Source organism: Actinopolymorpha sp. NPDC004070, from assembly GCF_040610475.1.
Lineage (GTDB): Bacteria > Actinomycetota > Actinomycetes > Propionibacteriales > Actinopolymorphaceae > Actinopolymorpha.
The window spans coordinates 701473-715393 of sequence record NZ_JBEXMJ010000001.1 but is presented as its reverse complement, the minus strand read 5'-3'; the positions used below and the strand labels follow the sequence as shown (position 1 = coordinate 715393).

Here is a 13921-nt window from a genome sequence, read left to right as displayed (position 1 = left end):
CCTCAGTACAGCGTGACGAAGAAGCCCACGGCGGCGGCAGTGACCACCGCCGCACCCACCCGCGCCAGCGGCGCCCGCAGGCCCAGCGGGGCCTCGAACCTCCGCGTCACCGCGACCACCGCCACCAGCACCGCCGCCATCACCGGTAGCCACGCCAGCCGGGCGAGCACCCACGACACCTGGTCCGGTGAGGTGGTCAACCCCGGCACCGCGCCGATCGCCGTCTTGCCGACGAGGGACACCAGCAGTATCGGCACCTGGTGCCAGCAGAAGATGGTCATCGCCGCCAGGTTCACCGCGGCGACGCCCGCCCACAGGCCGGGCCGGCGCATCAGCCGGCTGACCGGTCCGTGCAGGAGCAGGGCCGCGCCGGACTGGAACGCGGCCAGTGCGGGGACCAGCAGCGACGGGGGGTGCGCGTTGGACCGGGCCGCACCCGGCACGCCGACCATGCTGGCCGGGTAGTGGAACACCAACAGCAGCAGGGCGAACAGACTCGCACCGCCCACCAGCAGGAGCCACCCGGCCCGCCGCCCGAGCCGGTTCTTCGACGCACCCTTGCTGCCGAGCGGCACTGCCGAGAACGTCCCCCGGCCCCAGGAGACGCCGAGCTGGTACGCAAACAGCCAGCCCGGCACCAGGTTGACCATCCCGATCCATCCGGGCATCGCGTCGCTCCATGGGCCGTACCTCGCCAGGTCACCGGCCGCCACGACCCCCAGCAGCGGCAGCGCCGCCCAACCGCCCCACCGCCGGTCGGCCGCCACGGCGCACCGGGTGAGGACCGTCAGCACCGCGTAGACCGCGACGAACCAGAACGGCTGCACCAGCAGGACGACCCAGGTACGCAGGGTTCCCTCGGGTACGCCCACAGCGCCGAGGACGGCCAGGCAGCCGGCCGACAGCGCGGTGGCGGCGAGCACCGGCCGGGTGAGCCGGGCGAACCGGCGGCGCAGCCAGGTGGCGTACGGCTCGCCGCGTTCGGCCGACCGGGCCAGGCTCGACACGGCGGAGTGCCCGCCGACGAGGAAGAACAGCCCCAGCATCTGCAGCACCCAACTGGCCGGTGCCAGCGCGCCCAGGTCGCGCAACGGGCTGGCGATCCGCAGCGTGCCGTCGGGCTGGGCGACCAGCGCACCGACCAGCCAGTGGCCGGTCACCACGCCGAGCGTGGCGAGGGCGCGGTAGGCGTCCAGTGCCCGGTCACGGGACGCGGGCGTACGGGCGGCCACGGTCCGGACGAACGCCTGCCACGGGCCGCGGCCGGCGCGGTGCACAGCAGCCTGGGTGGAGATCGGAGCGGGGATCGGGGTGGACGTCACAGCGGTCATCGGGTCACCTCGTCCGTACGGCCGCGGACGATGCGGGCGATGTTGGCCAGCGACTCGGTTCCGCGAGTGAAGTAGTCGGCGTGCCCGCGAGCGGTGCCGACGGCGAACGTGCGGGCATCGAAGCCCGGAGCGGTGGGGTCCGCGTCGTGGCCGAAGCCACCCACCCGCAGCGGCGGCGCGAACCGGATCGGGTCGCCCGGCGCACGCGCGGCCCACACCCGCGCGCCGGTGTGCAGGGCGGCCCGGCTGCCGGCGTCCATCCCGGGGCTGCCCACGACCACGAGGTCGTCGACGTCCACCTCGGGCGCCGCCCTGCCGATCACCACCGACCCGTAGCTGTGGCCGACCAGAGTGATCCGGGTGTCCGGGGACACCAGATGGTCCAGCCGCCGGACGAACCGGACCAGGTCCCGCGCGCCGGCCTCGGCTCGTTCGGAGCGGGCCGAGGCGAGGTCGACACCTTCGGGGGCGTCGTAGCCGAGCCAGACGACCACCGCCGACCCGGTGCCGGGCGACTGCCGGCGCAGCTCGGCCAGCAGGGCCCCGCCCGCGCCGCGCGGCGTGGGCCGGGCCCTGTCGCTGAGGTAGTTGCCCAGACGGTGGCCGGCACCGGGAATGAGGACGGCCACCTGGTCGGCGGTGGCAAGGTCACCGAGCACCTCGACGACCCGGCCGTCACCGCGCTGGTCGTAGGCGAGGAAGTCGTGGCCGTCGACGGTGCGGGCGGCGTAGCGCAGCGGCGGCAGGGCCGCATGTGGGTCGGCGGCGGCGGCCGCACCTGCCCCGGGGGTGAAACCCAGCAGGACGGTCGCGGCGACCAGCGGAGGCAGCAGAGTTCGCACGTCAGTGACGCTACGAAGAGTTGCCGCCGGTCACGATGCGGCAGATACCCGTTGTGATGGTGGAGTTTCCGCACCGTCAAGGTGGGGTTGCCCCCACCCTGAGCTCTGCCCTAGGGGCACGCCCCCGAACGCGAACGTCCCGCTGTCAAGAATCACTTGACAACGGGACGTACGGGCGACGGTTGTGGCGTCAGTCCAGGATGTTCTCGTGCAGCCGGGGCACGTCGGCGAGCAGCCGCTGGGTGTACTCGTGCTGCGGGTTGAAGATCACCTCGTCGGTGGGGCCCTGCTCGACGACCTGCCCCTTGCTCATCACCAGCACCCGGTCGCTCACGTAGCAGGCCTGGCCGATGTCGTGGGTGATGAACAGGATCGTCATGTCGTAGTCGCTGCGCAGGTCGGCGAGGACGTTCAGGATGTTCGCCCGCAGCGACGCGTCCAACATCGAGGTGGCCTCGTCGGCGACCAGGATGCGTGGCTGCAACATCAGCGCCCGGGCGATCATCACCCGCTGCCGCTGGCCGCCGGAGAGCTGGTGCGGCCACTTGTCGAGCACGTCGGCGGACAGCCCCACGTGATCGAGCGCCTGGGCCATCAGCGTCTCGCCCCGCTCGGCCGACCCGGCGGCGGCCAGTCGCAGCGACCGGTTGAGCAGCCGGCGTACCGTGAAGAACTGGTTGAACGAGCTGAACGGGTCCTGGAAGACCGCCTGCACGTCGCGCCAGTACGCCTGCAGGTCACGCCCCTTCAGCGAGGTGACGTCCCGCCCGGACAGGTGCAGCGTCCCCGACGTCGGGTCCAGCAGCCGCAGCACCAGCCGGGCCAGCGTCGACTTCCCGCTGCCGCTCTCCCCCACGATGGAGACCACCTCCTGGCGGCCCAGCGTGAACGACACGTCGTCGACGGCCCGAACGACCTTGTCACCGTGGCCGAAGACGCGGGACAGCGACTTCGCCTCGATCAGCGGTCCGGCGCCGTTCTCGGGCTGTGCGCTCATCGACCCACCTCCACCGTCTGACCGGGATGCTGTTCGGTCCACCAGCACATCGAGTGCCGGCGCTCGTCACCGACCCGCGGCGGTTCCTCCGTACGGCAGATGTCCATCACCAGCGGGCACCGGGGATGGAACCGGCACGCGGGCGGAGGGCTGGCCAGACTCGGCGGAGCGCCGGGAATGCCGCGCACCCTCGTCTGCCGCATGTGGGGTTCGGGCACCAGCACCGAGGACAGCAGGGACGCGCTGTAGGGGTGGCGGGGGCGGTTGATGAGCTCGGTCGCGGGACTGACCTCGGCGATCTTCCCGGCGTACATCACCGCGATCCGGTCGGCGATCGTGTTGAGCACCGGCAGGTCGTGGGTGATGAAGATGACGCCGCCGATGATGTCCTGCTTCAGCATCTCCCGCAGCATCTCGATCAGGATCCGCTGGGAGGACACGTCGAGCGCCGACGTCGGCTCGTCGGCGATCAGCAGCCGCGGGTTGAGCAGGGTGGAGATCACCGTGACGACCCGCTGCTTCATGCCACCGCTGAGCTGGTGGGGGTAGTAGTCGAGCACGCGTGCGGGCAGATCGAGCTGTTCGAGTCGCTGCCGCGCCCGCTCGATCGCCTGGTCCCGCCGAACGCCCGGCTGGTGGGCACGAATCACGTCGTAGGCGAAGTCGCGGATCCGTACGGTCGGGCTGAGCGAGTTCATTGCGCCCTGCGGCAGCAGCGAGACCACCTCGCCCCGCCAGGAACGCGGTGGCTTGCGGTCCGGGCCGAGGTCGAGCTGCTTCCCGTCGACCTCCAGCGAACCGCTCAGCACGTAGAGCGGCGGTCGTACGGTCAGCGACAGGATCGCGCCCAGGGTGCTCTTGCCGCAGCCGGACTCACCGGCCACCCCGAGCACCTCGCCCTTGCGTACCTCGACCGACACGTCGTCGACCGCGACCACCTGGCCGCCACCGACGCTGTAGGCGGCCCGCAGCCGCTCGGCCCGCAGCAGGGCGTCGGTGGTGGTCGTCACCCCGGTCATGCGCTACCCGACCTTTCACTCGTACGGTCCGGACCGGAGCCGACGGTGCGTTCACCCGCACCGGGTTCGGGCACGGGTTCTTGTGCCGCCCCGACGTCCAGGGTCTCGGCCGCGACGGTGCCGCTGGTGACCAGGGACACCGCCGCACCGGCGCCGGCACCTGCGGCCGCACCGCGCTCCCGGCGGCCGCGCCGCAGCCGCGGGTTGAACACCTCGTCCAGGCTGGACTGCAGCATCAGCAGGGCGAACGCGATCAGCGTCAACAGGATGGTCGGCGGCAGGAACGCCCACCAGGCGCCGTTCAGCAACGACTCCCCGACCAGGGCCCAGTTGAGCATGATGCCGAGCGAGACGCTTCCGCTCGGGCCCAGTCCGAGCAGCGAGAGCCCGGCCTCGGCGAGGATCGCGCCGGACACCTGCAGCACGAACGCCATGCAGATGTAGGACATGAGGTACGGCAGGACGTCCCAGATCAGGATGTCGAACGTTCGAGCACCGGAAAGCCGTGCCACGTCGAGGTGTTCGCGCGTCCGCACACTGCTCGCCTGCGCACGCACCGCCCGCGCCGTCCACGGCCAGCTGGTGATGGCGATGACCACCGCCATCGCCACGATCGAGCGGAAGTCGATCGCGACCGACAACAGGATGAGGACGACGATCGCGGGGATCGCCAGCGCGACGTTGGTGACGCCCATCAGCGCCTCCTCCACCATCCCGCCGTGGTAGCCCGCGAGCAGACCCACGACCACGCCGATGAGCGTGGCCACCAGCCCCGCGACCAGCCCGATGATCAGCGAGGTCCGGGTACCGAGCATCAGGTTGGTGAAGACGTCGTGGCCGAGGTCGTCGGTGCCGAGCCAGGAGGTGCTCGACGGCGGGTCGTACAGACCGCCGACGTCCTTGCCGGGATTCGCGCCGAAGACGATCGGGCCCAGGACCGCGAACGCGACGACGAGGGCGAACACCACCGCCGAGACCCAGAACCGTGGTGTGAAGCGTGCCATCCGCATCAGCGCTCACCTGCCTGCGACGCCCGGATCCGCGGGTCGACGAACCCGTAGGCGATCTCGACGAGGAAGTTCGACAACAACACGGCCACCAGGATGATCAGGGTGATCGCCTGGATGACGGGATAGTCGTTCTGCCCGATCGCGGAAAACAACAGCGAACCGATCCCGGGATAGGAGAACACGATCTCGGTAATGAGGGCGCCGCCCACCAGAGTGCCGATCGACAGGGCGAGACCGGTCACCTGCGGCAGCATGGCGTTGCGGAAGATGTACCGCACGATCCGCTTGTCCGACAGGCCGAGACCCCGGCCGTAGTTCACGTAGTCGGAGTTCAGTTCGTAGATCGCCATCGACCGCATGCCGACGGCCTGTCCGCCGACGAAGATCAGCACCAGCGACAGGAACGGCAGCCAGTAGTGGCGCATCACGTCGACCATGAACGTGACACTCAGCTCCGGTGAGCTGCCCGGCTCGTAGCCGCCTCCGGGTGGCAGCAGTGGTAACGCCACCGCGCACAGGTAGAGCAGCAGGATCGCCAGGCAGTAGTACGGCATGCTGGACAGGAACAGCGAGCTCAGGAAGGCCCCTCGGTCGAACCACCCGCCCTTGAACGCCGCCAGCGCGCCGAGTGCGTTGCCGACCAGCCAGCCGATCAGGATGGCCGGAAGCTGCAGGCCGATCGTCCACGGCAGCGCCTGGCTGATCAGCCCGTCGACGTGGGCGGGGTACTGCGCGAACGACGTGCCCAGGTCGAAGTGGGCGAGGTTGCCGAGATAGGTGAAGAACTGCCCCACCATCGACTGGTCGAGGCCGAACTCCTTGACGTAGTGCTCGTGGATCCGCTGCAGCGAGTCAGCCTGCGTTCCCGAACGCCCGAGCTGCGCGACGATCGCGTCCACGGGGTTTCCGGGGACGAGCCGCGGGAGCAGGAAGTTCAGCACCAGCGCGACCAGCAGCGCGCCGAGGTACCACAGCGATTTGCCGACGAGGTACTTGCGTAGCCGCATACACTTCCCTCACGTTCCGCCGACGGTGTGCCGGCCCGGACGCCGCGTGCACGACGTCGTGCACGCGGCGTCCGGGCCAGAAGGTGTTCAGCTCTCCGACGCGCTCTTGATCTTGAACAGCCAGGACACGCCGGCGCCCTGGAACATCGGCGGAGCGTAGGCGTTCTTCTCGTTGGGGAAGTTCTTCCAGTTGGTCTCGTTGAACTCGTAGAACTCCAGCGGGCGGTACATCAACGGGATCATCGGTGCGTTCTTCATGAAGATCTCGTCGAGCTTTCCGTACGCCTGTTTGGCGGTCGCGTCGTCGGTGGCCCCGGCCGCCTGGTCGAGCAGTCCGGCGACGGCGGGGTCCTTGAACCGGCCGTAGTTCCAGAACGCCGGCTGGCCGAGCTTGGCGACACCGCGCTCGTCGAGCACGTCACGGAACCGCTGCCAGGGCGTCGCCGCACTGGTGGAGGCCACACCCCAGCAGGCCAGGTCGAAGTCGCCGGCCTGGACCGAGGTGGTCACGTTGGGCGCCTGCGGGAACTTCGTGGTGATGTCGATACCAACCGCCTTGGCGTTGGCGGCCATGATGCGCAGGGCGCTCTGCCAGTCGCTCCAGCCGGTGGGCGTCTGCGCCGTCCACGGGCCGAGCCGGGTGCCGTCGGGCAGGACGTAGATGCCGTCCGAGCCCTTCTTGGCCTTCAGTTCGCCCTCGAGAATCTTCTTGGACTGCTCGGGGTCGTACTTCCAGCCGTTGGTCGCCACCGCCTCCTTGTCGAAGTACTTCGACTCACCACCGGTGGGCAGGATGACGCTGGAGTTGGCCGGCTGGGAGTACCTCGACATGGCCTTGTCGGCGATGTCCTGGTAGTTGATGGCGAACGCCAGTGCACGGCGCACCGCGGGATTGTCCAGGCCCTTCTTGGTGGTGTTGATGACGAGCATCGGGATACCACCGGGCACGTGGTAGGGCTCCTTCTTGTACCACGTGGACACCGCGAGCTTCTTGTCCTCCCACATCTTCCAGATCTGGGGGGTGAACTGCTGCATGACGTCGACACCGCCGCGCTGGAAGCGCAGGTCGCCGTCCTGGTTGCCCTTGAAGATGGGGTGCACGATGTACTTCGGCTTCGGCAGGCCGCCGAAGGCGCTCTTGCCCCAGTAGCTGTCCTGGCGGGTGAGGCTGATCTGCTGCTGGTTGTAGGAGTCCACTTTGTAGGGGCCGGAGCCGACCGGCTTGGTGTTCTCGAACTGCCCCATCGGCTTGCCCTGCTTCTCCAGGGGTTCCCAGACGTGCTTGGGCAGGATGTAGGTGGTCGCCAGGCTGTTCTTGACCATCGCCGGGTTGAACGGCTTCTTGCCGACGGTGACCTTGACCGTCTGCGGGTCGCTCGCCTCGATCTTGTCGACGTAGTCCCAGAACGACGCGTAGGAAAGCTCGCTGTGCCGCTTGGCCAGCTCGAAGGTGAACACCACGTCGTCGGCGGTGAGCGGTTTCCCGTCCTGCCACTTGGTGCCGTCCTGCAGCGGGACGACGATCGTGGAGTCGTCAGGCGTCTGGAGCTCTTTACCCAGACCTGGTTCGAGTTTGCCGTTCAGCAGGTTGAACCGCACCAGCGTCTCGTAGACCAGCTGCATGTTGTTCTGCCCGCACGGCCAGCCGGTGTTCTGCCCCAGCGGGTTGAACTGGGTGGGCGGTCCCCACTGGAAGCCGGCAATGAAAAGCGTCTCGCCCTGCTTGCCGGAACGACCGCCGCCCTTTCCTCCCCCGCCTCCGCCGCCGGCACCACTTCCGCCCTGACCACAACCGGCCAAAGCGCCGCCACCGACTCCCACGGCCGCGGCTGCCATCGCGGCGTTGAACAAGAACTGCCGGCGCGACGAGCGCGCGGCACCGAATTCAGACATCGCTTGAATCCCTTCCTGCACGGGGAAACCAGTCCTTCGCGCAGTCAGCGGGTGACGTGTGCCCAGCAGGCTACGGGCAAGCGGGTACTGACACCAGATGGAAACGGCAACGAATGGTTCTGTTGCGTTCGCGGGAAAGACTCAGCAGCTCTGTCTGTGGCCACTATCGGATACAAATAGCGACCGACCGGTCGCAATTCGTAGACAATGGCCGATAGCGGCCGCGCTTTTCTTCGGAGGTTGAAGGCAGAAAGCGTTTCGATAAGAGCGGCTCGGAGCGGGCACCGGTCAGGCGCTGAGCACCTTTCCGGGGTTGAGGATTCCGGCCGGGTCGAAGAGCCGCTTCAGGTCGCGGTGCACCCGCTCCCCGACCGGCCCGAGCTCACGCGCCAGCCAGTCACGCTTCAGGACGCCGATGCCGTGCTCGCCGGTCACCGTGCCGCCCATCTCCAGGCCGATCCGCATGATCTCGTCGAACGCCCAGTTGGCGCGGCGCACCTGGTCGGCGTCCTTCTCGTCGAAGATCACACTGGGATGCAGGTTGCCGTCACCGGCGTGCCCGACCGTGGCGATGGTGAGGTCCGCCTCGGCGGCCACCTTCTCCACCTGGTGGATGTAGTCGGCCAGCCGGGTCAGCGGCACGCACACGTCGTCGGTCAGCCCGGTGCCCAGCGCCTCCAGGGCGTAGTGGGAGTTCCGGCGCGCGGCCAGCAGCATCTCCCCCTCGGCCAGGTCCTCGGCCTCCACCACGTCGAAACCGCCGGCCTCGGAGAAGATCGCGGAGATCGCACCGATGTCGGCGACCGCCCGGTCGGGGTCAGCGTCGGACTGCGCGATGAGCATCGCGGCGGCGTCCTCGGGCAGCCCCATGTTGAGGTGGTCGTTGGAGGCCCGCAGCGACGTCTGGTCCATGAACTCCAGCAGGCTCGGCACCAGCCCCGCGGCGACGACCCGGGCCACCGCGTCACCGGCCTGCGCGACCGTCGGGAACAGGCCGGCGACGGTGCGGGGCTCGCGCCCGGTCGGCCGCAACGCAAGCGTCACCTCGGTGACCACGCCGAGCGTTCCCTCCGAGCCGACGAACAGCCGGGTGAGGTCGTAGCCCGCCACGCCCTTGGCGGTCCGGCGCCCGGTGCGCAGCACCTCGCCGTCGGCGAGCACCACCTCCAGGCCGCGGACGAAGTCGGCGGTGACGCCGTACTTCACGCAACACAGGCCGCCGGCGTTGGTGGCCACGTTCCCGCCCAGGGTGGAGATCTCCCAGCTGGACGGGTCGGGTGGGTAGAACAGCCCGTGCTCGGCGACCGCCGCCGACAGCGTGGCGTTGAGCACGCCGGGCTCGACCACCGCGATCCGGTTCGGCGCGTCGATCTCGCGGATCGCGGCCATCTTCGAAAGCGACAACACGATGCAGCCGTCGATCGCGTTGGCGCCGCCGGACAGGCCCGTGCGGGCGCCCTGGGGTACGACGGGGACGCCGAGGCGCGACGCGACCCGCAGGACGTGCTGCACGTGCTCGGTGGACCGGGCGAGCACGCAGACCGCGGGCATGCCGTAGGGACAGAACGTCGCCATGTCGTGCTGGTACGACGCCAGCCGGTCCGGATCGGTGACGACCGCCTCGTCGGGAAGCTCGGCCCGCAGGGCGGTGATCAGGTCATCAGAGGTTTCCGCCATGCCACCTACGGTACGGCGAAGGGGTCACAGGTTGCCGCGCCGCTCCTGCTCCCGCTCGATCGCCTCGAACAGCGCCTTGAAGTTGCCCTTGCCGAACCCGAGCGACCCGTGGCGTTCGATGAGCTCGTAGAACACCGTCGGCCGGTCACCCAGCGGCGAGCAGAAGATCTGCAGCAGGTAGCCGTCCTCGTCCCGGTCGACGAGGATGCCGCGCCGCTTGAGTTCCTCCACCGGAACCCGCACCTCACCGATGCGGGCCCGCAGCTCGGGGTCCTCGTAGTAGGAGTCCGGCGTGGACAGGAACTCCACGCCGTTGGCGCGCAGGACGTCCACCGCCTGGAGAATGTCGTTGGTGGCAAGGGCGATGTGCTGGCAGCCGGCCCCGGAGTAGAACTCCAGATACTCGTCGATCTGGCTCTTCCGCTTGCCCACCGCCGGCTCGTTCAGCGGGAACTTCACCCGGTGGTTGCCGTTGGCGACGACCTTGCTCATCAGTGCCGAGTAGTCGGTGGCGATGTCGTCGCCGACGAACTCCGCCATGTTCACAAAGCCCATGACGCGGTTGTAGAAGGCGACCCACTCGTCCATCCGGCCGAGCTCGACGTTGCCGACGCAGTGGTCGACCGCCTGGAAGATCCGGCGCGGGTGCCCCTCGGGCCGGGTCACGGTGGTCTGCCGGGTGACGTAGCCGGGAAGGTAGGGGCCGGTGTAGCGGGAGCGGTCCACCAGGCTGTGCCGGGTCTCGCCGTACGTCGCGATGGCCGCCCGGCGTACCGTCCCGTGCTCGTCGGTCTCGTCGTACGGCTCGACCAGGATCGTGGCGCCCTGGGCTCGGGCGTGCGCGACGCACTTGTCCACGTCGGGGACTTCCAGGGCGAGGTCGACGACACCGTCCCCGTGGGCGCGGTGGTGGTCGAGCACCGGGCTGTCGGGGGCGGCCCCGCCCTCGAGCACGAACCGCGCCGAGCCGGACTTCAGCACGTACGACTTGCGGTCGCGCATCCCGGTCTCCGGCCCCGCGTAGGCCACCAGCTCCATCCCGAACGCCAGTTGGTAGTACGCCGCGGCCTGGGTCGCGTTGCCCACCCAGAAGACCACCGCGTCCATGCCGGTGACCGGGAACGGGTCCTTCGTCGCGTCGTAGTCGACCAGCCCGACGAGCTGGCGGAGCTGGTCGAACCTGAGGTCGGCGGCCTGCTCCTCGGGGGTCAGCGTGGTGTTCGGCTGCATGTCCGTCTCCTCGTTCGTCCCGCCGCTTTGCCGGAGCGTCGCCCAATTCGACAGTCTGTGCAAGAGCTCGCCGACGGCCTGTACAGACTGCCCAGCCGACTGGCAGAGTTCACCGGCAGAGTGTCCAGTTTGCTCAGGACTTTGGGCATACACGTGCCGGAGGTCACCCGTGGGTTCGTCACCGCAGCCAACCGACCCGCCAGGCGGCCGGCCGGCCGGTCAGGCAGCCGGCCGGTCGGCCGGTCCGCCGGCCAGTCCGTCACCCACGCCGGTGGACGAGCTGGACGCCCGGATCGTCCGGTTGTTCGCGGCCGAGCCGAGGATCGGCGTCCTGGAGGCGTCGCGCCGGCTCGGCGTGGCCCGCGGGACCGTTCAGGCGCGCCTGGACCGGCTCGCCCGCACCGGCGTCGTCCGCGGTTGGGGACCTGAGGTGGAGCCGGCCGCGCTGGGGTACGGCGTGACCGCGTTCGCCTCCCTGGAACTGCGCCAGGGCGCCGGCCACGAGGCGGTGGCCCGGCACCTCGCCGGCATACCGGAGGTGCTGGAGGCGCACACGATCACCGGGCCCGCCGACATGCTGGCCCGCCTGGTGGCGCGGTCGAACGCCGACCTGCAGCGGGTGATCGACGAGGTGCTCGCCTTCGACGGCATCGTGCGGATCTCGACGGTGATCGCGCTCGCGACGCAGGTGCGGCCACGGGTGGTGCCGCTGCTGTCCCGCGCCGCCGAGAGCGCCTCGGACTGAGGCCCCGGACGGAAGCTCAGGACCGCTTGACCGCCCATTCACGGATCATGTCGATGCGGGCCTGGAGCTGTTCGGCGGTGGCCTGCACCGCCAGTGGACCCCCACACACCCGGCGCAGCTCGGCGTGTACCGCGCCGTGCGGCTGGCCGGTCCGGTGGTGCCAGGCGGCGACCAGGCCGTTGAGCTCCCGGCGCAGCACGCCCAGCCGTTGGTACGTCGCACCGTCCGCCGCGCCGGCACGGCCCGCGGACTCCTCGACGACCGGCGGCGGCACCGCCCCGACCGAGGGCGAGGACGCCGGGTCCGACGTCGACGTCACCGAGGACGGCTCGGCCCCCGCCGTCGGCCCCCCGCCCGACCGGCGCCGGCGCAACAGCTCACGCATCTGGTCCGGCTCCAGCAGGCCCGGGATGCCGAGGAACTCCGTCTCGTCCTCCCCCAGCTCCCCGCCGAACTCGTTGCCGTCGTACACCAGCCGGTCGAACGCCGCCTCCGACCCGATCGCCTGGTAGCGCTGGTCGTCCAGCATGTCCGCCCCGGTCTCGCCGCGGGCCGCTTCGGCCAGGAGGTCCTCCTCCGCGGCGAAGATGTCGTCCTCGTCCTTCACCGCCCGGCCCAGCGCGTGGTCGCGCAGAACCTCCATCTCCGCGGCGTACTGCAGCAGGATCGGCACCGTCGGCAGGAACAGCGACGCGGTCTCACCCCGCCGCCGGGCGCGGACGAAACGACCCACCGCCTGGGCGAAGAACAGCGGAGTCTGGGTGGCGGTGGCATACACGCCGACCGCCAGGCGGGGCACGTCGACTCCCTCGCTCACCATCCGGACGGCGACCATCCACCGGCTGTCGTTCTCGGCGAACTGCCCGATCCGCTTGCTCGCCGTGGACTCGTCCGACAGCACGACGGTGGGCTTCTCACCGGCGACCTGGCCGAGAATCTTGGCGTACGCGCGGGCGGTCTCCTGGTCGGTGGCGATCACCAGGCCGCCGGCGTCGGGGACGTGCCGGCGTACCTCGGTGAGCCGGGTGTCCGCGGCCCGGAGCACGCTCTGGATCCAGTCACCGGCCGGGTCCAGCGCCGTCCGCCAGGCCTGGGCCGCGAGGTCCTTGGTGAGCGGGGTGCCGAGCCGCACGTGCATCTCGTCGCCGGCGCTGGTCCGCCAGCGCATGTCACCGGAGTACGCCAGGAAGAGCACCGGCCGGACCACGCCGTCGGCCAGGGCGCGGCCGTAGCCGTAGCCGTAGTCGGCCTCGCTGCGCGGGACCCCCTCGGTGTCGGGCACGTAGGTGACGAACGGGATGGGGTTGGCGTCGCTGCGGAACGGCGTACCGGTGAGCGACAGGCGCCGGGTGGCCGGCTCGAACGCCTCGCGGACCGCCTCGCCCCAGGTGAGCGCGTCACCGGCGTGGTGGATCTCGTCCAGGATCACCATCGTCTTGAACCGCTCGCAACGCACCCGCAGCGCCTGCGTCGCCGCCGCCACCCCGGCGTAGGTGACCACGACACCGTGGAAGTCCCGGCTGGTACGCCCGCCACGCCCGGCGAACGCCGGGTCCAGGGCGATGTCGCCGCGTGCGGCCGCGTCGGCCCACTGGCGCTTGAGGTGGTCGGTCGGGGTGACCACGATGACCTTCTCGACGATCCGCCGGGCGAGCAGGTCCGCGGCGATCGTGAGCGCGAACGCCGTCTTGCCCGCTCCGGGCGTCGCGACCGCGAGGTAGTCCCGCGGGTTGCGGGCGTTGTAGGCGTCGAACGCCTCCTGCTGCCAGGCGCGCAGCCGGCCCCAGGGTCCGACGGTGCTGGCGGCTCCGGCGCCGGCCACTCCGGGGTTTCCGGTGCCGGGGGCTACTTGACGGGTGTCGGTCGTCGAGGCGGGCGTGCTCACGTCTTCCCTTCCGCATGGACGAACTCCGACCCGCGACATTAGCTTGATCGCCGGTCGTTTCGGGCCAGGCCCACACGCATCGCGACATCGACCCAGGTGATAGGACGAATGGCGTGTCGCGGCGACCCGCTCGTCCCGGTTTCGCCGGGTAGGACGCCCTTCTCCCGTTATCGAACGGTCACCGATCCGTGAGCGTGTCTTCCACCGAGGCTTGACCAATCCGTAACCATCGGGGAACTCCAAGTGGGGAATATCGACCGCAGCGCCAGCTGCCGGCGCGCTTTC

General features: G+C 70.0%; 11 protein-coding genes. 1 reads left to right on the top strand and 10 read right to left on the bottom strand.

Annotation, left to right across the window (positions count from 1 at the left end):
* Window positions 1–2: 2 nt before the first annotated feature.
* The 9 genes from ABZV93_RS03245 to hppD all read right to left on the bottom strand — a co-directional run bounded on the left by ABZV93_RS03245 (window position 3) and on the right by hppD (window position 11006).
* The gene (locus tag ABZV93_RS03245; RefSeq protein WP_354929482.1) at window positions 3–1331 is read right to left on the bottom strand and encodes an acyltransferase; all 1329 of its coding nucleotides are present in this window, start codon (window positions 1329–1331) and stop codon (window positions 3–5) included.
* Window positions 1328–2173, bottom strand: a complete 846-nt coding sequence (locus tag ABZV93_RS03240; RefSeq protein WP_354929479.1) for an alpha/beta hydrolase — start codon at window positions 2171–2173, stop codon at window positions 1328–1330. The genes ABZV93_RS03245 and ABZV93_RS03240 overlap by 4 nt, the downstream gene beginning before the upstream one ends.
* Before the next feature lie 190 nt (window positions 2174–2363).
* Window positions 2364–3170 (bottom strand): ABC transporter ATP-binding protein, encoded by an 807-nt coding sequence (locus tag ABZV93_RS03235; protein ID WP_354929476.1) that lies wholly within the window; start codon window positions 3168–3170, stop codon window positions 2364–2366.
* Entirely contained in the window at window positions 3167–4189 is a 1023-nt protein-coding gene (locus ABZV93_RS03230) for an ABC transporter ATP-binding protein (RefSeq protein ID WP_354929473.1), read from the bottom strand. Before ABZV93_RS03230 ends, ABZV93_RS03235 begins: the two co-directional genes overlap by 4 nt.
* Window positions 4186–5199, bottom strand: coding sequence for an ABC transporter permease (locus ABZV93_RS03225; RefSeq protein WP_354929470.1), 1014 nt, complete (start codon window positions 5197–5199; stop codon window positions 4186–4188). Before ABZV93_RS03225 ends, ABZV93_RS03230 begins: the two co-directional genes overlap by 4 nt.
* The gene (locus tag ABZV93_RS03220) at window positions 5199–6206 is read right to left on the bottom strand and encodes an ABC transporter permease (RefSeq protein ID WP_354929467.1); all 1008 of its coding nucleotides are present in this window, start codon (window positions 6204–6206) and stop codon (window positions 5199–5201) included. The genes ABZV93_RS03225 and ABZV93_RS03220 overlap by 1 nt, the downstream gene beginning before the upstream one ends.
* An 87-nt stretch (window positions 6207–6293) precedes the next feature.
* Entirely contained in the window at window positions 6294–8099 is a 1806-nt protein-coding gene (locus ABZV93_RS03215; protein ID WP_354929464.1) for an ABC transporter substrate-binding protein, read from the bottom strand.
* Window positions 8100–8387: 288 nt separating this feature from the next.
* Window positions 8388–9776 carry an FAD-linked oxidase C-terminal domain-containing protein gene (locus tag ABZV93_RS03210; RefSeq protein ID WP_354929461.1) on the bottom strand — a complete coding sequence of 463 codons (1389 nt, stop codon included), beginning with the start codon at window positions 9774–9776 and terminating at the stop codon, window positions 8388–8390.
* Between the two features lie 24 nt (window positions 9777–9800).
* Complete coding sequence (gene hppD / locus ABZV93_RS03205; protein WP_354929458.1) at window positions 9801–11006, bottom strand: 4-hydroxyphenylpyruvate dioxygenase; 1206 nt, start codon at window positions 11004–11006, stop codon at window positions 9801–9803.
* 169 nt (window positions 11007–11175) lie between these two features.
* Between hppD and ABZV93_RS03200 the strand changes: the two genes are divergently transcribed.
* Window positions 11176–11751 carry an Lrp/AsnC family transcriptional regulator gene (locus tag ABZV93_RS03200; protein ID WP_354929455.1) on the top strand — a complete coding sequence of 192 codons (576 nt, stop codon included), beginning with the start codon at window positions 11176–11178 and terminating at the stop codon, window positions 11749–11751.
* A gap of 16 nt (window positions 11752–11767) precedes the next feature.
* Here ABZV93_RS03200 and ABZV93_RS03195 read toward each other — a convergent pair whose 3' ends face one another.
* Window positions 11768–13573, bottom strand: coding sequence for a DEAD/DEAH box helicase (locus ABZV93_RS03195; RefSeq protein WP_354929753.1), 1806 nt, complete (start codon window positions 13571–13573; stop codon window positions 11768–11770).
* Between the last annotated feature and the right edge of the window lie 348 nt (window positions 13574–13921).